This is a genomic window from Pseudomonas sp. NPDC077186, from assembly GCF_044543505.1.
Classification (GTDB): Bacteria; Pseudomonadota; Gammaproteobacteria; order Pseudomonadales; family Pseudomonadaceae; genus Aquipseudomonas.
On the sequence record NZ_JBITWE010000005.1, the window covers coordinates 163,465 to 186,764 of the forward strand.

A 23,300-nucleotide genomic window follows, 5' to 3' on the forward strand; every position below is an offset into this window, starting at 1 on the left:
GCGGCTTGCGATGAAGCGGGAGCAGACCCTCGGCCACGGGTGCCGCGGGCGGCGCTTTAGGCTAGAATGCACGGCCTCTAGCACTCCCCCTTCCCAGAGGCTGTTCCGACGATGTTGATCCTGCGCGGCGCTCCCGCCCTTTCCGCTTTCCGCCATGGCAAATTGCTTGAGCAACTGACCAGCAAGGTGCCGGCCGTGACCGGGCTGTACGCCGAGTTCGCGCATTTCGCCGACGTCACCGGCGTGCTCAACGCCGACGAGCAGCAGGTTTTGGCGCGGCTGCTCAAGTACGGCCCGAGCGTGCCGGTGCAGGAGCCCAGCGGCAAGCTGTTCCTGACCATTCCGCGCTTCGGCACCATTTCGCCCTGGTCGAGCAAGGCCAGCGACATCGCCCGCAACTGTGGCCTGGCCAAGGTTCAGCGTCTGGAGCGCGGCATCGCTTACTACGTCAGCGGCGAGCTGAGCGAGGCCGACAGCGCCACCGTCGCCGCCCTGCTGCATGACCGCATGACCCAGCTGGTGCTGAACGCCCTGGAAGACGCCGCGGCGCTGTTCAGCCATGCCCAGCCCAAGCCGCTGACCGCCGTGGACATCCTCGGCGGCGGCCGCGCCGCGCTGGAGCAGGCCAACCAGGATCTGGGCCTGGCCCTGGCCGAGGACGAAATCGACTATCTGGTGAAGAGCTTCATCGACCTGGGGCGCAACCCGCACGACATCGAGCTGATGATGTTCGCCCAGGCCAACTCCGAGCACTGCCGCCACAAGATCTTCAACGCCAGCTGGGACATCGACGGCGAGAGCCAGGACAAGTCGCTGTTCGGCATGATCAAGAACACCTACCAGATGCACAACGAAGGCGTGCTCAGCGCCTACAAGGACAACGCCTCGGTCATCGTCGGCCACACCGCCGGGCGTTTCTTCCCCAACCCGGAGACCCGCGAGTACGGCGCCAGCGTCGAGCCGGTGCATATCCTGATGAAGGTGGAGACGCACAACCACCCGACCGCCATCGCGCCGTTCCCGGGCGCTTCCACCGGCTCCGGCGGCGAGATTCGCGACGAGGGCGCCACCGGCCGTGGCGCCAAGCCGAAGGCCGGCCTGACCGGTTTCTCGGTGTCCAACCTGAATATCCCCGACTTCCTCCAGCCCTGGGAAAAGCCCTACGGCAAGCCCGAGCGCATCGTCAGCGCGCTGGACATCATGATCGAAGGCCCGCTGGGCGGCGCCGCGTTCAACAACGAGTTCGGTCGCCCGGCGCTCAACGGCTACTTCCGTACCTTCGAGCAGGCTGTCGGCAGCCCGCGTGGTGAGGAAGTGCGCGGCTACCACAAGCCGATCATGCTCGCCGGCGGCCTCGGCAATATCCGCGAGAACCATGTGCAGAAAGGCGAGATTTCTGTCGGCGCCAAGCTGATCGTGCTCGGCGGCCCGGCCATGCTCATCGGTCTGGGCGGCGGCGCCGCTTCGTCGATGGCCACCGGCGCCAGCTCGGCCGACCTGGATTTCGCCTCGGTACAGCGCGAGAACCCGGAAATGGAACGTCGCTGCCAGGAGGTGATCGACCGCTGCTGGCAGCTGGGCGAGGCCAACCCGATCAAGTTCATCCACGACGTCGGCGCCGGCGGTATCTCCAACGCCCTGCCGGAACTGATTAACGACGGCGGTCGCGGCGGTCGCTTCGAACTGCGCAAGGTGCCCAACGACGAGCCGGGCATGGCCCCGCACGAAATCTGGTGCAACGAGTCGCAGGAGCGTTACGTGCTGTCGGTCGATGCGGCCGACTTCGAGCGTTTCCAGGCCATCTGCGAGCGTGAGCGCTGCCCCTTCGCCGTGGTCGGCGAGGCCACTGCAGAGCCGCAGCTGACCGTGACCGACAGCCACTTCGGCAACACACCGGTGGACATGCCGCTGGAAGTGCTGCTCGGCAAGCCGCCGCGCATGCACCGCAGCGTCGCCCGCGAAGCCGAGCAGGGCGATGATTTCGACGCCGCCGGCGTGGCGATCGACGAAGCGCTGGAGCGCGTGCTGCGTCACCCGGCCGTGGCCAGCAAGAGCTTTTTGATCACCATCGGCGACCGCAGCATCACCGGCCTGGTGGCGCGCGACCAGATGGTCGGCCCCTGGCAGGTGCCGGTGGCCGACTGCGCGGTGACCGCCACCAGCTTCGACGTCTACACCGGCGAAGCCATGGCCATGGGCGAGCGCACCCCGCTGGCGCTGCTCGACGCCCCGGCGTCGGGTCGCATGGCGGTGGGCGAGACCATCACCAACCTGGCCGCGGCGCGCATCGGCAAACTGTCCGACATCAAACTGTCGGCCAACTGGATGGCGGCTGCCGGCCACCCGGGCGAAGACGCCCGCCTGTATGACACCGTCAAGGCGGTCGGCATGGAGCTGTGCCCGCAGCTCGGCATCACCATTCCGGTGGGCAAGGACTCCATGTCCATGAAAACCCGCTGGCAGGAAGAGGGCGTCGACAAGAGCGTGACCGCGCCGCTGTCGCTGGTGATCTCCGGCTTCGCCCCGGTGCAGGACATCCGTCAGACCCTGACCCCGCAACTGCGCATGGACAAGGGCGAGACCGATCTGATTCTGATCGACCTCGGCCGCGGCCAGAACCGCATGGGCGCCTCGATCCTGGCGCAGGTCTATGCGCAGATCGGCCAGCAGGCGCCGGACCTCGACGACGCCGAAGACCTCAAGGCCTTCTTCGCCGTGATCCAGGGCCTCAACGCCGACGGTCATCTGCTGGCCTACCACGACCGTTCCGACGGCGGTCTGCTGACCACCGTGCTGGAAATGGCCTTCGCCGGTCACTGCGGCCTGGCGCTGAACCTCGACGCGCTGGCCGACGCCAGCGCCGAGCTGCCGGCCGTGCTGTTCAACGAAGAGCTGGGTGCGGTGATCCAGGTGCGCCAGGACGCCACCCCGGAAGTGCTGGCGCAGTTCAGCGCTGCCGGTCTGGGTGACTGCGTGGCGGTGATCGGCCAGGCTGTGAACAACGGCGAAATCGGCATCAGCTTCAACGGCGAGCCGGTGTTCGCCGGCGAGCGTCGCCTGCTGCAGCGTCAGTGGGCCGAGACCAGCTACCGCATCCAGCGCCTGCGCGACAACGCCCAGGGCGCCGATCAGGAATTCGACCTGCTGCTGGAAGAAGACAACCCCGGTCTGTCGGTCAAGCTCGGCTTCGACGTCAACCAGGACGTGGCCGCGCCCTATATCAAGAAGGGCGTACGGCCGCAGGTGGCGATCCTCCGTGAGCAGGGCGTCAACGGCCAGGTGGAGATGGCCGCGGCGTTCGACCGCGCCGGCTTCGCCGCCGTCGACGTGCATATGAGCGACATCCTCGCCGGCCGCGTCAGCCTGGAAGAGTTCAAGGGGCTGGTGGCCTGCGGCGGCTTCTCCTATGGCGACGTGCTCGGCGCCGGCGAGGGCTGGGCCAAGTCGGTGCTGTTCAACGCCCGCGCCCGCGATGCCTTCCAGGGCTTCTTCGAGCGGCGCGACAGCTTCGCCCTCGGCGTGTGCAACGGCTGCCAGATGATGAGCAACCTGCACGAGCTGATCCCCGGCACCGAGTTCTGGCCGCACTTCGTGCGCAACCGCTCCGAGCAGTTCGAAGCGCGCGTGGCCATGGTGCAGATCCAGGAGTCGGCGTCGATCTTCCTGCAGGGCATGGCCGGCTCGCGCCTGCCGATCGCCATCGCCCACGGCGAGGGCCATGCCGAGTTCGAGAGTGAGGAAGCGCTGCTGGAAGCCGATCTGTCCGGCACCGTGGCCCTGCGCTACGTGGATAACCACGGCAAGGTCACCGAGAGCTACCCGGCCAACCCCAACGGTTCGCCGCGTGGCATCACCGGCCTGACCAGTCGCGACGGCCGCGTGACCATCATGATGCCGCACCCGGAGCGGGTGTTCCGCGCTGTGCAGAACTCCTGGCGCCCGGACGAGTGGCAGGAAGACGGCGGCTGGATGCGCATGTTCCGCAACGCCCGCGTCTGGGTGAACTAAAAGCGGCCGCGTAGCGGCCTTCTGCTGACCCTCTCCCGCTTGCGGGAGAGGGTGCCCGAAGGGCGGGAGAGGGCAAAAGCGGCTGCGCACCAGTCTTCCGATGACTCTCTCTCATTTATGGGGCGAAGAGGTGCGCTTTGGAAGCATCGCTTCTGCGCCGATGAGCGCCTGATCGTGAAGCGATCAGGCCGGGGCGCGGAGCGGGGTGCCCGAAGGGCGGGAGAGGGTGCTATAGCCAACGCCGAAAGCCTCTCCCCAGCCCTCTCCACTAGGCGTGCCCCCAATAAATGGGGGAGGGGGCCGGTCGTGGAACCCGTAGCCCGGATGCAATCCGGGAAACCTCGCCCCATCCCTCCCCGGATTTCATCCGGGCTACGCAGGCCCAGCCATGGCCGATGATCCTCTCTCCATCCTTCCTGAGGTTCGCCTGGTCAGACCCGGCGAAACCCATCGTCTGTGCCAATGTGGCCGCTCGTCTTCCCTGCCTGACTGCCATGGCTCATGCGCGCATTCGCTGCTGCTGCGCCCCGAGCGCGAACAGCGTCTGCTGCTCTGCCGCTGCGGCCGTTCGGCCGATCTACCCTATTGCGATGGCAGCCACAGTCCGCCGGCGTCCGGTCTGGGCGACAAGTGGCGGCGCTTTATCGGCAAGGCCTGAGGTCGCGGAACGCCTGTCCGGGCGGCGAGTCGAAACTAGCGAACGGGCTGGCGGATGCGGAATTTCCGAGGTGGTTCTCAGTATTGCGCTGAGGCAAAATGCCATCATTTCAGCATCATGGCTTGTCTGTTGTTCGGTTGCCCCATCTGCGGAGAACTTGATGTACAAACTGTGTTTTTACGTGCCGGAAAGCCATCTGGAGCCGGTGAAGAAGGCGGTGTTCGCCGCCGGCGGCGGACGCATCGGCCGCTACGACAGCTGCTGCTGGCAGGCGCTCGGCCAGGGCCAGTTCCGCGCGCTGGAGGGTAGCCAGCCGTTTCTCGGCCAGATCGGCGGCGTCGAGCAGGTGGCGGAGTGGAAGGTCGAGCTGGTGGTGGCCGACGAGCTGATCCACGATGCGGTCAAGGCGCTCAAGCAGGCCCATCCCTACGAGGCGCCGGCGTTCGATGTCTGGCGCCTGTCTGATCTGCAATTCCAGTAGGGTGCGCCGTGCGCACCGAATAGGCGTTGGCGAAAGCTTTCTCGTTGTGGTGCGCACGGCCTGGGCGGCCCCGCGACGCCCTAGGGACGGATCTCGATCAGCGTGCCGTCTCTGACCAGCTCCCACACCTCGCGCATGTCGTCGTTCTTCATGGCGATGCAGCCTTCTGTCCAGTCCAGGGTGTGGAAAAACCACTCCGGGTATTCCTCGTCCAGCGGCGTGCCGTGGATCATGATCATGCCGCCCGGCGGCACGCCGGCCTGGCGCGCGTTGGCCAGGTCGCGGGCATTGGGGTAGGAGATGTGCAGCGACAGCTGGTACTTGTCGCTGGCCTTGCGCCAGTCGATCCAGTAGAAGCCTTCCGGCGTGCGCAGGTCGCCTTCGCGCTGCTTGGCGCCGTTGGGCTGCTTGCCGAGGGAGATGCGGTAGGACTTGATGGTCTCGCCGCGTCGCTGCAGGTGCAGCTGGCGTTCGGACTTGAGCACCAGCACCTTGTCCACCTGGCGCGTGGCGTCGATGGGGGTGGCGTTGGCCTGCACGTTCAGGCTGAGGGTCAGGCACAACAGGGGCAACAGCCAGCGCATCGGAATACTTCTCGGCAAGGGGTCAACGGGGGCGGTAATGCGCGCGCAGGGCTTCCAGCGGCTCGTTGCGCACCGGAAACAGGTTCTGCCGGCGGTCGGCGAAGAAACATTCTAAGGTACGGCCTATGGTCGGGAAAGCCAGCTCCGACCAGGGGATTTCCGCTTCGGCGAACAGGCGCACCTCGAGGCTTTCCTCGCCCACGGCGAAATCCAGGTCGACCAGCTCGGCGCGAAACAGCATGTACACCTGGCTGATATGCGGCAGGTCGAACAGGGTGTAGAGATTGAGGTCGCGCACCCGCGCGCAGGCCTCTTCCAGGGTTTCCCGCGCCGCCGCCTGCTCGATGGTTTCGCCGTTTTCCATAAAGCCGGCCGGCAGGGTCCAGTAGCCGCGGCGCGGTTCGATGGCGCGGCGGCACAGCAGCACCTGCTCGCCCCACACCGGCAAACAGCCGGCAACGATGCGCGGGTTCTCGTAGTGCACCGTGTGGCAGTGGTTGCACACGTGGCGCAGGCGGTTGTCGCCGGCGGGAATCGCCCGGGTCAGCGGCTGGCCGCATTGGCTGCAGAATTTCATGGCTTGTCCTCGGCCTGTTGGGGCTATCTTGGCGCGCCGGCGGCATGGCCGGCAAGCCCGTCAACTCGGCCGCCTTGCCCTGTCTTCGGGCTTGGGCGCGGCGGCGCTTTCATGCCATGATGCCGGGCATAACAACCCCCGAGTGTGCCCATGCTGGACGAGTTGCTCCATCGCGTGCGCGGTCATCGGCCGCGCCCTCTGGAGACCGAGCGCAGCTTCCCCGAGGCGGCGGTGCTGGTCCCCATCACCCGCAGTGACGAACCCGAACTGGTGCTGACCCTGCGCGCCAGCGGTTTGTCGACCCACAGTGGCGAGGTGGCCTTCCCCGGCGGTCGGCGCGACCCGGAGGATCGCGACCTGGTGCATACCGCCCTGCGCGAGGCCGAGGAGGAAATCGGCCTGCCGCCGGGGCTGGTCGAGGTGATCGGACCGCTCAGCAGCCTGGTGTCACGCCACGGCATCCAGGTCACCCCCTATGTCGGCCTGGTGCCGGACTATGTGGAGTACAAGGCCAACGACGCCGAGATCGCCTCGGTGTTCTCGGTGCCGCTGGCGTTCTTCCGCGATGACCCGCGCGAGCTGACTCATCGCATCGACTACCTCGGGCGCAGCTGGTACGTGCCGTCCTACAGCTATGGCGAGTACCGCATCTGGGGCCTGACCGCGATCATGGTGGTGGAGCTGGTCAACCTGCTCTACGACGACGCGCAGATCGCCCTGCACCAGCCGCCCGAACACTTTATTCACCTGCGTTGAGAGTCCGTGCCATGAAATACCGCCTGGGAAGCTCCCGTGTCGAAGCCCACCCCGACAGCTGGGTCGCGCCGAGCGCCGACCTGATCGGCAAGGTGCGCCTGGAGGCCGGCGCCAGCGTCTGGTTCGGCGCCGTGCTGCGCGGCGACAACGAACTGATCCATATCGGCGAGCACAGCAACGTGCAGGACGGTAGCGTGCTGCACACCGACATGGGCTTCCCGCTGACCCTGGGCAAGGGCGTCACCGTGGGGCACAAGGTGATGATGCATGGCTGCACGGTGGACGATTACAGCCTGATCGGCATCAACGCGGTGATCCTCAACGGCGCCAGAATCGGCAAGTACTGCATCATCGGCGCCAATAGCCTGATCCCCGAAGGCAAGGTGATTCCCGACGGCAGCCTGGTGATGGGCAGCCCCGGCAAGGTGGTGCGCGAGCTGAGCGAGCAGCAGAAGAAGATGCTCGAGGCCAGCGCCGCCCATTACGTGCATAACGCCCAGCGCTATGCTCGCGAACTGGTGCCCGACGATGAGTGATGTGGAAAAGCCGGTGCGCTCGCCCTGCGTGCAGATCTGCGCGCTGGACGAGCAGGACATCTGTATCGGCTGCCAGCGCACGGCCGGCGAGATCACCCGCTGGGGCCGTATGGACAACGCCGAGCGGCGTGCGGTACTGCAACTCTGTCTGCAGCGCGTCCGCGCCTCCGGTCATCTGCTGACGCCTTCCTGATTCTTTGCTCGAGGACCCCTCATGCCCCGTATTGGAACCCCCCTGTCGCCTTCCGCGACCCGCGTGCTGCTGTGCGGCTGCGGCGAGCTTGGTAAGGAAGTGGTGATCGAGCTGCAGCGCCTGGGCTGCGAGGTCATTGGCGTGGATCGCTATGCCAATGCGCCGGCCATGCAGGTGGCGCACCGCAGCCACGTCATCGACATGCTCGACGGCGCCGCCCTGCGTGCGGTGATCGAGGCCGAGCAGCCGCATTTCATCGTGCCGGAGATCGAGGCCATCGCCACCGCCACCCTGGTCGAGCTGGAGGCCGAGGGCTTCAACGTGGTGCCCACCGCACGCGCCGCACAGCTGACCATGAACCGCGAAGGCATTCGTCGCCTGGCCGCCGAGGAGCTGGGCTTGCCGACTTCGCCCTACCATTTCGCCGACACCTTCGAGAGCTACGCCGCGGCGGTGAAAGCCGTCGGTTACCCCTGCGTGGTCAAGCCGATCATGAGCTCCTCCGGCAAGGGCCAGAGCGTGCTGAAGAGCGACGCCGACCTGCAGCGCGCCTGGGACTATGCCCAGGAAGGTGGGCGCGCCGGCAAGGGCAGGGTCATAGTGGAAGGGTTTATCGACTTCGACTACGAGATCACCCTGCTTACCGTGCGCCACGCCGGCGGCACCAGCTTCTGCGCGCCGATTGGCCACCGTCAGGAGCACGGCGACTATCAGGAGTCCTGGCAGCCGCAGGCGATGAGCCCACAGGCGCTGGCCGAATCCGAGCGCGTGGCGTTGGCAGTGACCGAGGCTCTGGGTGGGCGTGGCCTGTTCGGCGTCGAACTATTCGTCAAGGGCGACCAGGTATGGTTCAGCGAAGTCTCGCCGCGGCCGCACGACACCGGCCTGGTCACTCTGATTTCCCAGGAACTGTCCGAGTTCGCCCTGCATGCGCGGGCCATTCTCGGCCTGCCGATTCCTGTTATTCGGCAGATGGGGCCGTCGGCGTCGGCGGTGATCCTGGTCGAGGGCCATTCGCAGCAGGCCAGCTTCGCCAACCTGGGCGCGGCATTGAACGAGGCGGACACCGCTCTGCGCCTGTTCGGCAAGCCCGAGGTCAAGGGCCAGCGGCGCATGGGCGTGGCCCTGGCGCGCGACGAGTCGATCGAGGCGGCGCGGGCCAAGGCGTTGCGCAGTGCCCGCGCGGTACGCGTGCGGCTGTGAGCCGGCACGCGCTGTGGTGGCTGGCGACGCTGCCGCTGCTGCCATTGGCGCTGCCGCTGGCCTTGCACACCCGGCGCACGGCGTTGCGGCTGCCGGTTGCGCAGGGTGAGCCTACGGGCATCGCCGCGGCGCATTTGCCGGGCGAGCCGCTGCGCCTGCTGCTGATCGGCGAGTCCACGGTGGCCGGCGTCGGCGTGGCGAGCCTGGATCAGGCCCTGGCCGCCTGCCTGGCGACGGCGCTGGCCGAACGCCTGCAGCGCCCGGTGCGCTGGCGCGCCTGCGGCGAGAACGGCATCACCGCGGCCCAGGCCCGCGAGCGCCTGCTGCCGCAGGCGCTGGCCGAGCCGGCCGAGTTGGCCCTGCTGGTATTCGGCGTCAACGACACCACCCAGCTCACGCCGAGTGTGCGCTGGCTGCAGGCGCTTGCCGATATGGCCGATGCGCTGCAAGGGCAGGGCTGCCGCGTGGCGTTCAGCGCGGTGCCGCCGTTGCAGCACTTCAGCGCCTTGCCCTGGCTGCTGCGCCAGCTGATGGGCTGGCGCGCGCGCTTGCTCGACGCCGAGCTGCGCAGGCTCAGTGGGTGTCTGGGGGTGGAGTATTGCGCGCTGGAGTTGCCGTTCGAGCTGCGTTATCTGGCCGAGGACGGCTATCACCCCTCGGCGCTGGGTTACCGGCTGTGGGCCGAGGGCCTGGCCGCGCGTCTCACTCCGCTGCTGCGGCGTCCGCTTTGAGCTTTTCCGTCTGCCAGACCCGCACGCTTTTCACCCGGTTCTCCGTCGCCTGCAGGATCTCCAGGCGGTAGGGGCCGATCTTCAGGCACACGGCGCTGTCGGGAATGCTCTCCAGCGCCTCGGTGATCAGGCCGTTGAGGGTCTTGGGGCCGTCGCTGGGCAGGTGCCAGCCGAGGGTCTTGTTCACTTCGCGAATGTAGGCGGCGCCGTCGATCACGTGGGTGCCGTCCTCCTGCGGATGGATGTCGGGGCTGCGCAGGCTGTCCTGGTTGCTGAAGTCGCCGACTATCTCCTCGAGGATGTCTTCCAGGGTGACGATGCCGATCACCTCGCCGTACTCGTCGACCACTATGCCGATGCGCCGCTTCTGCTTCTGGAAGTTGATCAGTTGGGTCGACAGCGGGGTGTTCTCCGGCACGAAGTAGGGTTCGTGGCAGGCCGCCAGCAGGGCTTCCTTGGTCAGCTGGTTGTGGCTGAGCAGGCGGGCGATCTGGCGCATGTGCACCACGCCCTCGATCTGGTTGATGTCGCCGCGAAACACCGGCAGGCGGGTGTGCGGGGTGGTGCGCAGCTGGCCGACGATGCTTTCCAGGTCGTCGTCCAGGTCGATGCCGGCCACCTCGTTGCGCGGGATCATGATGTCGTCCACCGTCACCCGTTCCAGGTCGAGGATGCCCAGCAGCATGTTCTGTCGGTTCTTCGGCAGCTGGGCGCCGGATTCGCGCACCACGCTGCGCAGTTCCTCGGTGGACAGGCTGTCGCTGGCGCGTTGCGCCGGGTCGATGCCGAGCAGGCGCAGCAGGCCGTTGCTGATTGCGCTGGTCAGCCACACCACCGGGTAGAGCAGGCGCTGCAGCAGGTTGAGCAGGCGGCTGGCGGGGAAGGCCACCAGTTCCGGGCGCAGCGCGGCCAGGGTCTTGGGGGTGATCTCGCCGAAGATCAGCACGACGATGGTCAGGCCGGCGGTGGCGATGGCGATGCCGGCCTCGCCCCACAGGTCCACCGCCAGCACCGTGGCGATGGAGGCGGCGAGGATGTTGACCACGTTGTTGCCGACTAGGATGGTGCCGAGCAGGCGGTCCGGGCGATCGAGCAGGCGGGTCACCCGCTTGGCGCCCTTGTGTCCTTCCTTGGCCAGGTGCTTGAGCCGGTAGCGGTTGAGGCTGAGCATGCCGGTCTCGGAGCTGGAGAAGAACGCCGAGCAGAGGATGAGAAAGATCAGCAGGCCGAGCAGGTAGCTCGCATGAAGGTCGTCCAAGGAAGGCGCCTCAGATGTGCAGGATGAATTCGCGCACCAGCTTGCTGCCGAAGTAGGCCAGCATCAGCAGGCAGAACCCGGCCAGGGTCCAGCGAATGGCCTTGTGCCCGCGCCAGCCCAGACGGTGGCGGCCCCACAGCAGCACGGCGAACACCACCCAGGCGAAGCTGGAGAGGATGGTCTTGTGCGCCAGGTGCTGGGCGAACAGGTCGTCGAGAAACAGCGCGCCGGATAGCAGCGACAGCGACAGCAGCAGCCAGCCGGCCCAGAGGAAGCCGAACAGCAGGCTTTCCATGGTCTGCAGCGGCGGGAAGTTCTTGATCAGCCCGGACGGGTGCTTGTGCTTGAGCTGATAGTCCTGCAGCAGCAGCAGGATCGACTGGAACACGGCGATGGTGAGCATGCCGTAGGCCAGGATCGACAGCAGGATATGGGCCAGGATGCCGGGGTGTTCGTCGATCGGGCGGATGGTGCCCGAGGGCAGGAACTCGGCGGCCAGCACGGTCAGCCCGCCCAGGGGAAACAGCAGCAGCAGCAGGTTCTCCACCGGGATGCGCAGGCAGGCCAGTAGGGTCAGGGCGATCACCGCGCAGGCGATCAGGCTGGCGGCATTGAAGAAGTCCAGGTTGAGGCCGTGGACGTCGTGCAACTGGAGGAACAGGCTGCCGCCGTGGAAGAACAGGGCGAGCACGCCGAGCAACGCCAGCAGGCGCTTGTCGGGGCTGCTGCGCTGAGTCAGGCGCAGGCCCTGGTAGGTGGCGGCGCCGGCGTACAGGCAGGCGGCGGCGAGGCTGGGCAGCAGAGGGTGCATAAATCCGTGTAAGGCGAGCCCGAAAGGCGCTGAGTGTGGCACAGATGAGCGCTCGCACGAAAGACCGCTGGCGGTGTCGGTGGCGCGGCGACTTGGCTATAATCCGCCGCCTGTCGTACGCCCGACTCCGGTCGAGCCGCACTTCCAAAGGAACGCGCATGTTCGAAAATCTTACCGATCGCCTGTCCCAGACCCTGCGTAACGTCACGGGCAAGGCCAAGCTCAGCGAAGACAACATCAAGGACACCCTGCGCGAAGTGCGCATGGCCCTGCTCGAAGCCGACGTGGCCCTGCCGGTGGTCAAGGACTTCGTCGCCAAGGTCAAGGAGCGCGCGGTCGGCACCGAGGTCTCCAAGAGCCTGACCCCGGGCCAGGCCTTCGTGAAGATCGTCCGCGCCGAGCTGGAAGAGCTGATGGGCGCGGCCAACGAAGACCTGGCGCTGAATGCCGCGCCGCCGGCCGTGGTACTGATGGCCGGCCTGCAGGGGGCGGGCAAGACCACCACTGCCGGCAAGCTGGCCAAGTTCCTCAAGGAACGCAAGAAGAAGTCGGTACTGCTGGTCTCGGCCGACGTCTACCGTCCGGCGGCGATCAAGCAGCTGGAAACCCTGGCCAGCGACCTGGGCGTGACCTTCTTCCCCTCCGATGCCAGCCAGAAGCCGGTGGACATCGCCAATGCGGCGATCCGCGAAGCCAAGCTGAAGTTCATCGACGTGGTCATTCTCGATACCGCCGGTCGTCTGGCCATCGACGCCGAGATGATGGCCGAGATCCAGGCCCTGCACGCCGCGGTCAAGCCGGTGGAAACCCTGTTCGTGGTCGATGCCATGACCGGCCAGGACGCCGCCAATACCGCCAAGGCCTTCAGCGACGCGCTGCCACTGACCGGCGTGGTGCTGACCAAGGTCGACGGCGACGCCCGCGGCGGTGCCGCGCTGTCGGTGCGGCATATCACCGGCAAGCCGATCAAGTTCATCGGCATGGGCGAGAAGAGCGATGCGCTTGAGCCCTTCCACCCGGATCGTATCGCCTCGCGCATCCTCGGCATGGGCGACGTGCTCAGCCTGATCGAACAGGCCGAGCAGACCCTCGACCGCGAGAAGGCCGAGAAGCTCACCAAGAAGCTGAAGAAGGGCAAGGGCTTCGACCTTGAGGACTTCCGCGACCAGCTGCAGCAGATGAAGAACATGGGCGGCCTCGGCGGCCTGATGGACAAGCTGCCGTCCATCGGCGGGGTCAACCTGGCGCAGATGGGCAACGCCCAGGGCGCGGCGGAGAAACAGTTCAAGCAGATGGAGGCGATCATCAATTCGATGACGCCGGCCGAGCGCCGCGACCCGGACATCATTAGCGGCTCGCGCAAGCGTCGCATCGCGATGGGGTCCGGTACCCAGGTGCAGGACATCGGCCGGCTGATCAAGCAGCACAAGCAGATGCAGAAGATGATGAAGAAATTCACCGCCAAGGGCGGCATGGCCAAGATGATGCGCGGTATGGGCGGCATGCTGCCGGGCGGCGGTGGAATGCCGAAATTCTGAGGCCTGCGCCCCGCTCGATGGCTGGGCGGAAAAAGAGATTTGCAAACCGCCGCATAATCCTTAAAATATGCGGCCTTTCGGGCCTAGGCCCATTTTTAATGTGTGCCTCAAGTTAGCACCGACTATAGGAACGATGTTCACATGGTAACCATCCGTCTTGCTCGTGGCGGCTCCAAAAAGCGCCCCTTCTACCACCTGACCGTGACCAACAGCCGCAATGCGCGCGATGGTCGTTTCGTTGAGCGCATCGGCTTCTTCAACCCGATCGCTGCCGGTGGCGAAGTGCGTCTGTCCGTCGACCAGGAGCGCGCGACCTACTGGCTGGGCCAGGGCGCTCAGCCGTCTGAGCGTGTTGCTCAGCTGCTCAAGGAAGCTGCCAAGGCTGCCGCCTAAGCACTTTTATGAGTACGACGCCGGCCGTCGCCGAGGATCTGGTGGTTCTCGGCAAGATTGTTTCGGTGCACGGCGTCAGGGGCGAAGTGAAGGTCTATTCCTTTACCGATCCCATCGATAACGTGCTCGATTACCCGCGCTGGACGCTCAGGCGTGACGGCGAGGTAAAGCAAGTGGAACTGGCCAGCGGCCGCCTGCAAGGCAAGGTGCTGGTCGCCAAGTTGAAGGGTCTGGACGATCGCGAGATTGCGCGTACCTACGCCGGTTTCGAGATCTGCGTGCCGCGTGGCGAGCTGCCCGACCTGGATGATGGCGAGTTCTACTGGTACCAGTTGCAAGGTCTGAAGGTCGTCGATCAGGCGGGGCAGTTGCTCGGCGTGGTCGATCATCTGTTCGAGACCGGTGCCAACGATGTGATGGTGGTCAAGCCCTGCGCGGGCAGCCTGGACGAGCGCGAGCGCCTGTTGCCCTACACCGGGCAGTGCGTGCTGGCGGTGGATCTGGCAGCCGGCGAGATGCGGGTCGATTGGGATGCGGACTTCTAAGGCCTATGCGCGTCGAAGTCATCACCCTGTTCCCGGAAATGTTTGCCGCCATCGGCGAGTACGGCATCACCAGTCGTGCGGTCAGGCAGGAGCTGCTCAAGCTGCACTGCTGGAATCCGCGGGACTACACCACGGATCGCCACCATACGGTGGACGACCGCCCCTTCGGCGGCGGCCCGGGGATGGTGATGAAGATCAAGCCTCTCGAGGACGCCCTGGCCAGTGCCAGGCAGGCCGCGGGGGAGGCGGCGAAGGTGATCTACCTGTCGCCGCAGGGGCGTCGTCTGAATCAGGCGGCGGTCCGCGAGCTGGCGCAGGAGCAGGCACTGATCCTGATCGCCGGTCGCTACGAAGGCATCGACGAGCGTTTCATCGAAACGCATGTCGACGAGGAATGGTCGATTGGCGACTACGTCCTGTCCGGCGGTGAGCTGCCGGCCATGGTGCTGATCGATGCGGTGACGCGCCTTTTGCCTGGTGCATTGGGTCATGCCGATTCGGCCGAGGAGGACTCCTTTACGGATGGCCTGCTCGACTGCCCGCACTACACCCGTCCGGAGGTGTATGCGGATAAACGTGTTCCCGAAGTGTTGCTTAGTGGCAACCACGAACACATCCGGCGCTGGCGTTTGCAGCAGTCCCTTGGGCGGACCTGGGAACGTCGCACCGATCTTCTGGATAGCCGCTCGCTTTCTGGAGAAGAGAAGAAGCTGCTGGAGGAATACATCCGCCAGCGGGACGATAGTTAACGTATCGATGGCAGGCCGGGAGGCTTGTCTTAGGAGCGCAGCATGACCAACAAGATTATCCAGATGCTCGAAGCCGAGCAGATGAACAAAGAAATCCCGAGCTTCGCCCCGGGCGACACCGTGATCGTTCAAGTCAAGGTGAAGGAAGGCGACCGTCAGCGTCTGCAGGCCTTCGAAGGCGTCGTGATCGCCAAGCGTAACCGCGGCCTGAACAGCGCCTTCACCGTGCGCAAGATCTCCAGCGGCGTCGGCGTCGAGCGTACCTTCCAGACCTACTCGCCGCTGGTCGACAGCCTGAGCGTCAAGCGTCGCGGCGACGTGCGCAAGGCCAAGCTGTACTACCTGCGCGACCTGTCCGGCAAAGCCGCGCGCATCAAGGAAAAGCTGTCCTAAGTTCGGACGCCTTTCTGAAAGAAGCAGCCTACGGGCTGCTTTTTTCGTTTCTGGGCCCGTCGACCGGCGGGTTTCGCGGCCCGGCCGAAGCACATCGATTGCGAGCAGTAGTGGCATGAGTCCGAGAGAGCAAGAAATCCAGCGGCGCATCGCGCTGTCGGAAACCCGCGTGACCAAGGCGGTGTTCCCGCCGAGTACCAATCACCACAACACCCTGTTCGGCGGCACGGCGCTGGCCTGGATGGACGAGGTGTCCTTTATCGCCGCCACGCGGTTCTGCCGCTTGCCGCTGGTCACCGTGTCCAGCGACCGCATCGACTTCAAGCATGCGATTCCCGCCGGCTCCATCGTCGAGCTGGTCGGGCGGGTGAGCAAGGTGGGCAACACCAGCCTCAAGGTTGCGGTCGAGGTGTTCGTCGAGGGGCTGTATCAGGAAGGGCGCGAGCACGCCATCAGCGGCAGTTTCAGTTTCGTCGCGGTCGACGAGCGGCAGACGCCGGTGCCGGTGCTGCCGGGCTTTGCGCCCCAGGCGGAGGTCAGGGACGCAGGCTGATCTTCAGGCTGGCCTGCGACAGGTCGATGTTGTGCAGGCTGAGGCTGCCGAAGCTCTGTCCGGCGGGGGCGTCCTTGACGCGGATATTGTCGAAGCGCAGCTCGCCGATGGAGCTCGGCAGGTTGACGTTGAACGAGCCGTCGTTGTTCAGCGTCGAGCGCAGCTTGCCGGTGTCGTAGCGTACGTCGCGCAGGCTGGTCTCGGCATCCAGGTTGTCCAGCACCGGCATCACCAGTTTGGCCAGCTGCTTGACCGTGCCCAGGCCGTCGCCGCTTTCGGCGCGTAGCAGCAGGCCCTGCAGGGCGTCGTCCAGGCCCTGGGCGCTGACCGCGCTCATTTCCCTGTCGCTCAGCGCCTGCATGCCCTGCGGGGTCTCCTGGCGGCTGATGCTGCTGGGCGGCTGCAGTCGCTGGATGTCGGCGCTGGCCATCTGGAACGGGCTCATCAGGGCGGCCACCAGGGTGGCGGCCAGGCGCAGCTTGCTCTGCTTCTGCAGGGCCTTGCTCAGCTGCTTCTGGGTCAGCAGCCCTTGCTCGATCAGTACTTCGCCCAGGCGCTTGTGGCTGACGAGTTGCACCTTGATCGCGGCGTCCAGCTGTGCGGAGGTGATCAGACCCTTGTTGATCAGGATCTGGCCGAGACGGGAGTGGACGTGATTGGGCATGGCGCGCTACCGGTGGCGTGATGGCAGGGTGCAATCATGGCGCCGCCCACTCCGGCTGTCACCCAACCAAGGATAGGCTTGTCTGGCCATTGGTCGTATGGCTCGGTGCGGCGGCTGACCGACGGTTGTCCGGCTGTTTCGATTGGTTGCACTCGTCCTGTCGGTCTCGGCTGTGGAACACTAGGCGCCCCTGCTTGCGAAGAGCCCTCATGGCCACCCTGTCCCATCCCCTGATCGAGCGTTTCCTCGAGGCCCAGTGGTTCGAGAAGGGGCTGTCCGCCCATACCCGCGCCGCCTACCGCAGCGACCTGGAGCACTTCAACGCCTGGCTCGATGCGCGCGGCCTGGCGCTGCAGCATATCGCTCGCGATGCCATCCTCGACCACCTGGCCTGGCGCCTGGAGCAAGGCTATCAGGCGCGTTCCACCGCGCGTTTTCTCTCCGGGCTGCGCGGCTTCTACCGCTTTCTGCTGCGCGAGGGGCTGATCGGCGAAGACCCCAGCCTGCAGGTCGAGTTGCCGCAGATCGGCCGGCCGCTGCCCAAGTCGCTGTCCGAGGCGGACGTCGAGGCGCTGCTGCAGGCGCCGGATCTGGACGACCCCATCGGCCTGCGCGACCGCGCCATGCTCGAGGTGCTGTATGCCTGTGGCCTGCGGGTGACCGAGTTGGTGTCGTTGAGCCTGGAGCAGGTCAATTTGCGCCAGGGCGTGCTGCGGGTGTTCGGCAAGGGCAGCAAGGAACGCCTGGTGCCGCTGGGCGAGGAGGCCATCGCCTGGATCGAGCGCTACAGCCGCGAGGCGCGCCCGCTGCTGCTCGGCGGCAAACCCAGCGACGTGCTGTTCCCCAGCCTGCGCGGCGAGCAGATGACCCGCCAGACCTTCTGGCATCGGATCAAGCATCAGGCGCGGGTGGCCGGCATCGCCAAGCCGTTGTCGCCACACACCCTGCGTCACGCCTTCGCCACCCACCTGCTCAACCATGGCGCCGACCTGCGCGTGGTGCAGATGCTGCTGGGCCATAGCGACCTGTCCACCACGCAGATCTACACCCACATCGCCAGGGCGCGCCTGCAGGAGTTGCACGCGCTGCACCATCCGCGCGGCTAGGCTTGCCGTCCGGTCGCCTGCGAGCTGCCTGGCCGGCCATCTGTGGTAGGCTGTGCCGATCTTCGCCCGTCCCCGTTTGACAGGAGTGTTCATGTCCCTGACCCGTATTTCCGTTGCCCTGGCGCTGGTGCTGGGCAGCAGTTTCAGCCTGGCCGCCGATCCCGATCAGGCCATCCGCCAGAGCCTGACCTCGCTGGATGCCAGCCTGCCGATCGAGGCCATCGCCGAGAGCCCGATGCCGGGCATCTATCAGGTTCAGCTCAAGGGCGGGCGTCAGCTCTACACCAGCGCCGATGGCCAGTTCCTCATGCAGGGCTACCTGTTCCAGGTCAAGGACGGTAAAGCGGTCAACCTCACCGAGATCGAGGAAAGCCGCGCGGTGGCCAAGCAGATCAACGCCATTCCGGCCAAGGAAATGGTGGTGTTCGCGCCCAAGGCGCCGAAGACCCATATCACCGTGTTCACCGACACCGATTGCGGCTACTGCCAGAAGCTGCACAGCGAAGTGCCCGAGCTCAACCGCCTGGGCGTCGAGGTGCGCTACGTCGCCTTCCCGCGCCAGGGCCTGAGCAGCCCGGCGGCCCAGGAGCTGGTCAACGTCTGGTGCGCCAAGGACCAGCAAGAAGCGATGAACCGCGCCAAGACTCGCCAGAGCGTGGCCGAGGCGCAGTGCGACAACCCGGTGGCCAAGCAGTACGAGTTGGGCCAGATGATCGGGGTCAACGGCACGCCGGCCATCGTCCTGGCCAACGGCAAGATGATCCCGGGTTATCAGCCGGCGCCGCAGCTGGCCAAGATTGCGCTGGAGTCCAACTAAGAACCTGTCCACGACCTGCTGCGCGTCGGCTCTGCTGCGTTAAAAGCAGGCTCGGAATGCTCATTTACAACTCGTAAACTGCGCTTCCTCGCCTGCTTTTGCCTTGCATAGCTCTAGCTCGCGAGCTCGTGAACAGGTTCTTTGAGCCGTGGATTGACTAACAAACAGCCGCTTCGTAATGTGCGGCTCTTTTCGGCGGCCGGAGCATGCTCCGGCCGTTTTACGCAGTGCTGATGGGGAATTGAGTGTGAAGCCGGTCAAAGTGGGCATCTGTGGGTTGGGCACCGTCGGTGGCGGTACCTTGAATGTACTCAAGCGCAACGCCGAGGAGATTACCCGGCGCGCCGGTCGCGGCATCGAGATTGCCCAGATCGCCATTCGCTCGCCCAAGCCGCAGTACGACATTACCGGCATCGCCACCACCAATGACGTGTTCGCCGTTGCGAGCAATCCCGAGATCGATATCGTCATCGAGCTGATCGGTGGTTACAGCCTGGCCCGCGATCTGGTGCTCAAGGCCATCGACAACGGCAAGCACGTGGTCACCGCGAACAAGGCGCTGATCGCCGTGCATGGCAACGAGATCTTCGCCAAGGCCCGCGAGAAGGGCGTGATCGTCGCCTTCGAGGCCGCGGTGGCCGGCGGCATCCCGGTGATCAAGGCGATCCGCGAGGGCCTCGCCGCCAATCGCATCAACTGGCTGGCCGGCATCATCAACGGCACCGGCAACTTCATCCTGACCGAGATGCGCGAGAAGGGCCGCGCCTTCGACGACGTGCTCCAGGAAGCGCAGGCGCTGGGTTACGCCGAGGCCGACCCGACCTTCGACGTCGAGGGCATCGACGCCGCGCACAAGCTGACCATTCTCGCCTCCATCGCCTTCGGCATCCCGCTGCAGTTCGACAAGGCCTATACCGAAGGCATCACCAAGCTGACCACGGCCGACGTCAACTACGCCGAGGCGCTGGGCTACCGCATCAAGCACCTGGGCGTGGCCCGCCGCACCGAGGCCGGTTTCGAGCTGCGCGTGCACCCGACGCTGATCCCGGCCGACCGCCTGATCGCCAACGTCAACGGCGTGATGAACGCGGTGATGGTCAATGGCGATGCCGTGGGCAGCACCCTCTATTACGGCGCCGGCGCCGGCATGGAGCCGACCGCCTCGGCGGTGGTGGCCGACCTGGTGGACGTGGTACGCGCGCTGACCACCGACCCGACCAATCGCGTGCCGCACCTGGCCTTCCAGCCGGATTCGCTGTCCGATCACCCGATCCTGCCCATCGACGAGTGCGAGAGCGCCTACTACCTGCGCATCCAGGCCAAGGACCATCCGGGCGTGCTGGCCCAGGTGGCGAGCATCCTCTCCGAGCGCGGCATCAATATCGAGTCGATCATGCAGAAGGAAGCCGAGGAGCAGGACGGCCTGGTGCCGATGATTCTGGTCACCCATCGCGTGGTCGAGGCGCGTATCCTCGATGCCATCGCCGCCATGGAAGCGCTGGACGGCGTGGCCTCGCCCATCGTCCGTATCCGCGTCGAGCAGCTCAACTAATCCCGTGTCCGCCCGCAGGTCTTGGCCTGCGGGTGCAGCAGAACGAAGGTTTATCCCATGCGCTATATCAGTACCCGCGGCCAGGCACCGGCCCTGAACTTCGAAGACGTGCTGCTGGCTGGCCTGGCCAGCGACGGCGGCCTCTACGTGCCGGAAAACCTGCCGCGCTTCACCGTCGAGGAGATCGCCTCCTGGGCCGGCCTGCCGTACCACGAGCTGGCCTTCCGGGTGATGCGCCCGTTCGTTGCCGGCAGCATCAATGACGCCGACTTCAAGAAGATCCTCGAGGAAACCTATGGCGTGTTCGCTCACAACGCCGTGGCGCCGCTGCGCCAGCTGAATGGCAACGAGTGGGTGCTGGAGCTGTTCCACGGCCCGACCCTGGCGTTCAAGGACTTCGCTCTGCAGCTGCTGGGGCGTCTGCTCGACCATGTGCTGAGCAAGCGCGGCGAGCGCGTGGTGATCATGGGCGCCACCAGCGGCGACACCGGCTCGGCGGCCATCGAGGGCTGCAAGGCCTGCGAGCACGTCGACATCTTCATCATGCACCCGCACAACCGCGTGTCCGAGGTGCAGCGCCGGCAGATGACCACCATCCTCGGCGAGAACATCCACAACATCGCCATCGAAGGCAACTTCGACGACTGCCAGGAGATGGTCAAGGCCAGCTTCGCCGACCAGGGCTTCCTCAAGGGCACTCGCCTGGTGGCGGTCAACTCGATCAACTGGGCGCGGATCATGGCCCAGATCGTCTACTACTTCCACGCGGCGCTGCAGCTGGGCGGCCCGGCCCGTTCCGTGGCCTTCTCGGTGCCGACCGGCAACTTCGGCGACATCTTCGCCGGCTATCTGGCGCGCAATATGGGCCTGCCGATCAGCCAGCTGATCGTCGCCACCAACCGCAACGACATCCTGCACCGCTTTATGAGCGGGAACCAATACGTTAAAGAAACGCTGCATCCGACCCTGTCGCCGTCGATGGACATCATGGTCTCGTCCAACTTCGAGCGCCTGCTGTTCGACCTGCATGGCCGCAACGGCGCCGCCATCGCCGGGCTGATGGAAACCTTCAAGCAGGGCGGCGGCTTCAGCGTCGAGGACGATCGCTGGACCGAGGCGCGCAAGCTGTTCGACTCGCTGGCGGTGGACGACGCGCAGACCTGCGAAACCATCGCCGAGGTCTATGCCGAGTGCGGCGAGCTGCTCGACCCGCACACCGCCATCGGCGTGCGCGCCGCCCGCGAATGCCGGCGCAGCCTGGCCACGCCCATGGTGGTGCTGGGCACCGCGCACCCGGTCAAGTTTCCCGAGGCGGTGGAAAAGGCCGGTATCGACGCGGTGCCTGCACTGCCGCCGCACCTGGCCGACCTGTTCCAGCGCGACGAACGCTGCACCGTGCTGGCCAATGACCTGCACACCGTGCAGCAGTTCGTCGCTGCCCACGGCAACCGCGGCAAGCCGCTGTAAGGCAGCGGCAAGCGGCAAGCCACAAGCTGCAAGTGAAAAAGCCGCGGGGCGCATGCTCCCGCGGCTTTTTGTTGGGCTTTTGGGGGCTATGTCGCCACTGTGTGTCGATGCGCCGATCCCGCTTCCGTAGGAGCGGCTTCAGCCGCGAAATTCGCGGATAAATCCGCTCCTACAGCCCGTAGCCTGGGTCGAGTGCAGCGACGGGGCGATTGCTGGATCAGCCGCCGAACAGCAGCGCGATCAGCGCGGTCAGGCCGATCAGCGCCAGCCAGATCAGGGCGTTGAGCTTGCTGGCGAGGAGGATGGTCGGGCCGCGCGGGCGAATCGGCGGATTCTCTTCCAGATACAGATCAACGCGCCGGGTCGCCTCTTCCTCGTTCAGGCGCTGACGCAGGCGCAGCAGCTCGATGGCCGCCTCGCGCTGCTCCAGGCGCAGCAGGCGGCGGACCTCCTCCGGCAGCTCGTCCACGGCCTCAGATCGCGCCCGCATCGCGCAGCGCGGCGATCTGCGCGGCGTCGTAGCCCAGGCTGGCGAGCACCTCGGCGTTGTGCTCGCCCAGTGTCGGGCCGGTCCATTGCACCGAGCCGGGGGTGTCGGACAGCTTGGGCACTATGCCGGGCATCTTGAACGCCTTGCCGTCGGGGAGCTTGGCCGAAAGGAACATCTCGCGGGCGAGAAACTGCGGATCAATGAGCATGTCCGCCGCCGAGTAGATGCGGCTGGCCGGCACCTCGGCGCGCTTGAGCAGCGCTTCCACCTCGCTCAGTGGCAGGCTCGCCGCCCAGCGGTCGATCACCCCGTACAGCTCGTCGCGCCGCGCATCGCGCCCGGCGTTGTCGGCGAGCGACGGATCGTCGGCCAGGTCGGCGCGGTCGATGGCGCGCATAAAACGCTGGAAGATCGCATCGCCGTTGGCGCCGATCTGGATATGCCGGCCGTCGGCGCAGGTGTGGATGGAGGAGGGGGTGATGCCGGGCATGATATTGCCGCTGCGCTCGCGCACGAAGCCGAACACGTCGAACTCCGGCACCATCGACTCCATCATGGCGAACACCGCCTCGTACAGCGCCACGTCCACCACCTGGCCGCTGCCGCCGTTGACCTCGCGTTGGCGCAGCGCCATCAGCGCGCCGATCACGCCCCACAGGGCGGCGATGGAGTCGCCGATGCTGATGCCGGTGCGCACCGGCGGGCGGTCCTCGAAGCCGGTGATATAGCGCAGCCCGCCCATGGATTCGCCGACCGCGCCGAAACCGGGCTGATCCTTCAGCGGCCCGCTCTGGCCGAAGCCGGACAGGCGCACCATCACCAGCTTGGGATTCAGCGCGTGCAGCACGTCCCAGCCCAGGCCGAGCTTTTCCAGCACGCCGGGGCGGAAGTTCTCGATCAGGATATCGGCGTCCGCCAACAGCTTGCGGAGTACCTCGCGGCCGGCTTCGTGCTTGAGGTTAAGGGTGATCGAGCGCTTGTTGCGCGCCTGCACGAACCACCACAGCGAGGTGCCCTCGTACAGCTTGCGCCACTTGCGCAGCGGGTCGCCGCCGTCGGGCGATTCCACCTTGATCACCTCGGCGCCGAACTCGGCGCAGATGCGCGCGGCGAAGGGGCCGGCGATCAGGCTGCCGAGTTCGATCACTTTCAGGCCGGCGAGGGGTTGGCTGGGCGCGCTCATGGTGGCTCCTGTGGCTGCAATGCCTGCAAGCCTATTGCATTGGCGGTGGCCTGG

25 protein-coding genes are annotated in these 23,300 nt (G+C 66.1%); 18 read left to right on the top strand and 7 right to left on the bottom strand.

Annotated elements, in window-relative coordinates:
* Positions 1-111: 111 nt before the first annotated feature.
* The 3 genes from purL to ACIGKL_RS18965 all read left to right on the top strand — a co-directional run bounded on the left by purL (position 112) and on the right by ACIGKL_RS18965 (position 5,147).
* On the top strand, positions 112-4,008 hold the full coding sequence (gene purL, locus ACIGKL_RS18955) for a phosphoribosylformylglycinamidine synthase (protein ID WP_397488008.1): 3,897 nt from the start codon (positions 112-114) through the stop codon (positions 4,006-4,008).
* Between the two features lie 388 nt (positions 4,009-4,396).
* The gene (locus ACIGKL_RS18960) at positions 4,397-4,666 is read left to right on the top strand and encodes a CDGSH iron-sulfur domain-containing protein (RefSeq protein ID WP_397488009.1); all 270 of its coding nucleotides are present in this window, start codon (positions 4,397-4,399) and stop codon (positions 4,664-4,666) included.
* Between the two features lie 160 nt (positions 4,667-4,826).
* Positions 4,827-5,147 carry an NGG1p interacting factor NIF3 gene (locus tag ACIGKL_RS18965; protein WP_397488010.1) on the top strand — a complete coding sequence of 107 codons (321 nt, stop codon included), beginning with the start codon at positions 4,827-4,829 and terminating at the stop codon, positions 5,145-5,147.
* 80 nt (positions 5,148-5,227) lie between these two features.
* On the opposite strand, the gene ACIGKL_RS18970 is transcribed toward ACIGKL_RS18965, so the two are convergent.
* Both ACIGKL_RS18970 and ACIGKL_RS18975 read right to left on the bottom strand, forming a co-directional pair.
* Positions 5,228-5,731: a murein L,D-transpeptidase family protein gene (locus ACIGKL_RS18970; protein WP_397488011.1), complete on the bottom strand. Its 504-nt coding sequence runs from the start codon at positions 5,729-5,731 to the stop codon at positions 5,228-5,230.
* Positions 5,732-5,753: 22 nt separating this feature from the next.
* The gene (locus ACIGKL_RS18975) at positions 5,754-6,308 is read right to left on the bottom strand and encodes an NUDIX hydrolase (RefSeq protein ID WP_397488012.1); all 555 of its coding nucleotides are present in this window, start codon (positions 6,306-6,308) and stop codon (positions 5,754-5,756) included.
* Positions 6,309-6,458: 150 nt separating this feature from the next.
* Between ACIGKL_RS18975 and ACIGKL_RS18980 the strand changes: the two genes are divergently transcribed.
* From ACIGKL_RS18980 to ACIGKL_RS19000, 5 genes are read left to right on the top strand one after another with little or no spacing between them, the layout of a single operon-like run.
* Entirely contained in the window at positions 6,459-7,064 is a 606-nt protein-coding gene (locus tag ACIGKL_RS18980) for a CoA pyrophosphatase (protein WP_397488013.1), read from the top strand.
* A gap of 11 nt (positions 7,065-7,075) precedes the next feature.
* Positions 7,076-7,600: a gamma carbonic anhydrase family protein gene (locus ACIGKL_RS18985; protein WP_397488014.1), complete on the top strand. Its 525-nt coding sequence runs from the start codon at positions 7,076-7,078 to the stop codon at positions 7,598-7,600.
* Positions 7,593-7,793: a DUF1289 domain-containing protein gene (locus ACIGKL_RS18990; protein ID WP_397488015.1), complete on the top strand. Its 201-nt coding sequence runs from the start codon at positions 7,593-7,595 to the stop codon at positions 7,791-7,793. Before ACIGKL_RS18985 ends, ACIGKL_RS18990 begins: the two co-directional genes overlap by 8 nt.
* Positions 7,794-7,814: 21 nt before the next feature.
* The gene (purT, locus tag ACIGKL_RS18995) at positions 7,815-8,996 is read left to right on the top strand and encodes a formate-dependent phosphoribosylglycinamide formyltransferase (protein ID WP_397488016.1); all 1,182 of its coding nucleotides are present in this window, start codon (positions 7,815-7,817) and stop codon (positions 8,994-8,996) included.
* Positions 8,993-9,727 carry an SGNH/GDSL hydrolase family protein gene (locus ACIGKL_RS19000; RefSeq protein WP_397488017.1) on the top strand — a complete coding sequence of 245 codons (735 nt, stop codon included), beginning with the start codon at positions 8,993-8,995 and terminating at the stop codon, positions 9,725-9,727. The genes purT and ACIGKL_RS19000 overlap by 4 nt, the downstream gene beginning before the upstream one ends.
* Here ACIGKL_RS19000 and ACIGKL_RS19005 read toward each other — a convergent pair.
* Both ACIGKL_RS19005 and ACIGKL_RS19010 read right to left on the bottom strand, forming a co-directional pair.
* On the bottom strand, positions 9,699-10,985 hold the full coding sequence (locus ACIGKL_RS19005; RefSeq protein WP_397488018.1) for an HlyC/CorC family transporter: 1,287 nt from the start codon (positions 10,983-10,985) through the stop codon (positions 9,699-9,701). The two genes, ACIGKL_RS19000 and ACIGKL_RS19005, sit on opposite strands and share 29 nt — an antisense overlap.
* A 10-nt stretch (positions 10,986-10,995) precedes the next feature.
* The gene (locus tag ACIGKL_RS19010) at positions 10,996-11,796 is read right to left on the bottom strand and encodes an inner membrane protein YpjD (protein WP_397488019.1); all 801 of its coding nucleotides are present in this window, start codon (positions 11,794-11,796) and stop codon (positions 10,996-10,998) included.
* A gap of 158 nt (positions 11,797-11,954) precedes the next feature.
* Here ACIGKL_RS19010 and ffh point away from each other — a divergent pair, with 158 nt between their 5' ends.
* The 6 genes from ffh to ACIGKL_RS19040 all read left to right on the top strand — a co-directional run bounded on the left by ffh (position 11,955) and on the right by ACIGKL_RS19040 (position 15,967).
* Complete coding sequence (gene ffh, locus ACIGKL_RS19015; RefSeq protein ID WP_397488020.1) at positions 11,955-13,334, top strand: signal recognition particle protein; 1,380 nt, start codon at positions 11,955-11,957, stop codon at positions 13,332-13,334.
* 141 nt (positions 13,335-13,475) lie between these two features.
* Entirely contained in the window at positions 13,476-13,727 is a 252-nt protein-coding gene (gene rpsP, locus ACIGKL_RS19020; RefSeq protein ID WP_003246162.1) for a 30S ribosomal protein S16, read from the top strand.
* An 8-nt stretch (positions 13,728-13,735) separates the two neighbouring features.
* Positions 13,736-14,272: a ribosome maturation factor RimM gene (gene rimM, locus ACIGKL_RS19025; protein ID WP_021446148.1), complete on the top strand. Its 537-nt coding sequence runs from the start codon at positions 13,736-13,738 to the stop codon at positions 14,270-14,272.
* 5 nt (positions 14,273-14,277) lie between these two features.
* Complete coding sequence (trmD, locus tag ACIGKL_RS19030; protein ID WP_021446147.1) at positions 14,278-15,021, top strand: tRNA (guanosine(37)-N1)-methyltransferase TrmD; 744 nt, start codon at positions 14,278-14,280, stop codon at positions 15,019-15,021.
* A 42-nt stretch (positions 15,022-15,063) separates the two neighbouring features.
* A complete protein-coding gene (rplS, locus tag ACIGKL_RS19035) occupies positions 15,064-15,414 on the top strand; it encodes a 50S ribosomal protein L19 (protein ID WP_021446146.1) in 351 nt (116 codons plus the stop codon).
* A gap of 115 nt (positions 15,415-15,529) precedes the next feature.
* Positions 15,530-15,967: an acyl-CoA thioesterase gene (locus ACIGKL_RS19040; protein WP_397488021.1), complete on the top strand. Its 438-nt coding sequence runs from the start codon at positions 15,530-15,532 to the stop codon at positions 15,965-15,967.
* Here the strand turns inward: ACIGKL_RS19040 and ACIGKL_RS19045 are convergent.
* Positions 15,951-16,631, bottom strand: a complete 681-nt coding sequence (locus ACIGKL_RS19045; RefSeq protein WP_397488022.1) for a hypothetical protein — start codon at positions 16,629-16,631, stop codon at positions 15,951-15,953. The genes ACIGKL_RS19040 and ACIGKL_RS19045 overlap by 17 nt on opposite strands.
* Positions 16,632-16,840: 209 nt before the next feature.
* On the opposite strand from ACIGKL_RS19045, the gene xerD reads away from it, so the two are divergent.
* The 4 genes from xerD (at position 16,841) to thrC (ending at position 21,573) form a co-directional block, all read left to right on the top strand.
* Positions 16,841-17,737 carry a site-specific tyrosine recombinase XerD gene (xerD, locus tag ACIGKL_RS19050; protein WP_397488023.1) on the top strand — a complete coding sequence of 299 codons (897 nt, stop codon included), beginning with the start codon at positions 16,841-16,843 and terminating at the stop codon, positions 17,735-17,737.
* Between the two features lie 91 nt (positions 17,738-17,828).
* Complete coding sequence (locus tag ACIGKL_RS19055) at positions 17,829-18,554, top strand: thioredoxin fold domain-containing protein (protein ID WP_397488024.1); 726 nt, start codon at positions 17,829-17,831, stop codon at positions 18,552-18,554.
* 247 nt (positions 18,555-18,801) lie between these two features.
* Complete coding sequence (locus tag ACIGKL_RS19060; protein WP_397488025.1) at positions 18,802-20,106, top strand: homoserine dehydrogenase; 1,305 nt, start codon at positions 18,802-18,804, stop codon at positions 20,104-20,106.
* Between the two features lie 57 nt (positions 20,107-20,163).
* Positions 20,164-21,573: a threonine synthase gene (gene thrC / locus ACIGKL_RS19065; protein ID WP_397488026.1), complete on the top strand. Its 1,410-nt coding sequence runs from the start codon at positions 20,164-20,166 to the stop codon at positions 21,571-21,573.
* Positions 21,574-21,790: 217 nt separating this feature from the next.
* Here the strand turns inward: thrC and ACIGKL_RS19070 are convergent, their stop codons facing one another.
* Both ACIGKL_RS19070 and ACIGKL_RS19075 read right to left on the bottom strand, forming a co-directional pair.
* Positions 21,791-22,042: a hypothetical protein gene (locus ACIGKL_RS19070; RefSeq protein WP_397488027.1), complete on the bottom strand. Its 252-nt coding sequence runs from the start codon at positions 22,040-22,042 to the stop codon at positions 21,791-21,793.
* Between the two features lie 4 nt (positions 22,043-22,046).
* On the bottom strand, positions 22,047-23,246 hold the full coding sequence (locus ACIGKL_RS19075; RefSeq protein ID WP_397488028.1) for a CaiB/BaiF CoA transferase family protein: 1,200 nt from the start codon (positions 23,244-23,246) through the stop codon (positions 22,047-22,049).
* Positions 23,247-23,300: the final 54 nt, after the last annotated feature.

Bases quoted from the DNA above. Each gene is read 5' to 3' on its own strand.
- ACIGKL_RS18985 (WP_397488014.1), top strand. From the start codon at position 7,076: ATGAAATACCGCCTGGGAAGCTCCCGTGTCGAAGCCCACCCCGACAGC.
- purL (WP_397488008.1), top strand. From the start codon at position 112: ATGTTGATCCTGCGCGGCGCTCCCGCCCTTTCCGCTTTCCGCCATGGC.
- ACIGKL_RS18975 (WP_397488012.1), bottom strand. From the start codon at position 6,308: ATGAAATTCTGCAGCCAATGCGGCCAGCCGCTGACCCGGGCGATTCCC.
- ACIGKL_RS19010 (WP_397488019.1), bottom strand. From the start codon at position 11,796: ATGCACCCTCTGCTGCCCAGCCTCGCCGCCGCCTGCCTGTACGCCGGC.
- ACIGKL_RS18960 (WP_397488009.1), top strand. From the start codon at position 4,397: ATGGCCGATGATCCTCTCTCCATCCTTCCTGAGGTTCGCCTGGTCAGA.
- rpsP (WP_003246162.1), top strand. From the start codon at position 13,476: ATGGTAACCATCCGTCTTGCTCGTGGCGGCTCCAAAAAGCGCCCCTTC.
- ACIGKL_RS19055 (WP_397488024.1), top strand. From the start codon at position 17,829: ATGTCCCTGACCCGTATTTCCGTTGCCCTGGCGCTGGTGCTGGGCAGC.
- ACIGKL_RS19040 (WP_397488021.1), top strand. From the start codon at position 15,530: ATGAGTCCGAGAGAGCAAGAAATCCAGCGGCGCATCGCGCTGTCGGAA.
- ACIGKL_RS18970 (WP_397488011.1), bottom strand. From the start codon at position 5,731: ATGCGCTGGCTGTTGCCCCTGTTGTGCCTGACCCTCAGCCTGAACGTG.
- ACIGKL_RS19045 (WP_397488022.1), bottom strand. From the start codon at position 16,631: ATGCCCAATCACGTCCACTCCCGTCTCGGCCAGATCCTGATCAACAAG.
- thrC (WP_397488026.1), top strand. From the start codon at position 20,164: ATGCGCTATATCAGTACCCGCGGCCAGGCACCGGCCCTGAACTTCGAA.
- ACIGKL_RS18990 (WP_397488015.1), top strand. From the start codon at position 7,593: ATGAGTGATGTGGAAAAGCCGGTGCGCTCGCCCTGCGTGCAGATCTGC.
- ACIGKL_RS18965 (WP_397488010.1), top strand. From the start codon at position 4,827: ATGTACAAACTGTGTTTTTACGTGCCGGAAAGCCATCTGGAGCCGGTG.
- ffh (WP_397488020.1), top strand. From the start codon at position 11,955: ATGTTCGAAAATCTTACCGATCGCCTGTCCCAGACCCTGCGTAACGTC.
- xerD (WP_397488023.1), top strand. From the start codon at position 16,841: ATGGCCACCCTGTCCCATCCCCTGATCGAGCGTTTCCTCGAGGCCCAG.
- ACIGKL_RS19075 (WP_397488028.1), bottom strand. From the start codon at position 23,246: ATGAGCGCGCCCAGCCAACCCCTCGCCGGCCTGAAAGTGATCGAACTC.
- purT (WP_397488016.1), top strand. From the start codon at position 7,815: ATGCCCCGTATTGGAACCCCCCTGTCGCCTTCCGCGACCCGCGTGCTG.
- rplS (WP_021446146.1), top strand. From the start codon at position 15,064: ATGACCAACAAGATTATCCAGATGCTCGAAGCCGAGCAGATGAACAAA.
- ACIGKL_RS18980 (WP_397488013.1), top strand. From the start codon at position 6,459: ATGCTGGACGAGTTGCTCCATCGCGTGCGCGGTCATCGGCCGCGCCCT.
- rimM (WP_021446148.1), top strand. From the start codon at position 13,736: ATGAGTACGACGCCGGCCGTCGCCGAGGATCTGGTGGTTCTCGGCAAG.
- trmD (WP_021446147.1), top strand. From the start codon at position 14,278: ATGCGCGTCGAAGTCATCACCCTGTTCCCGGAAATGTTTGCCGCCATC.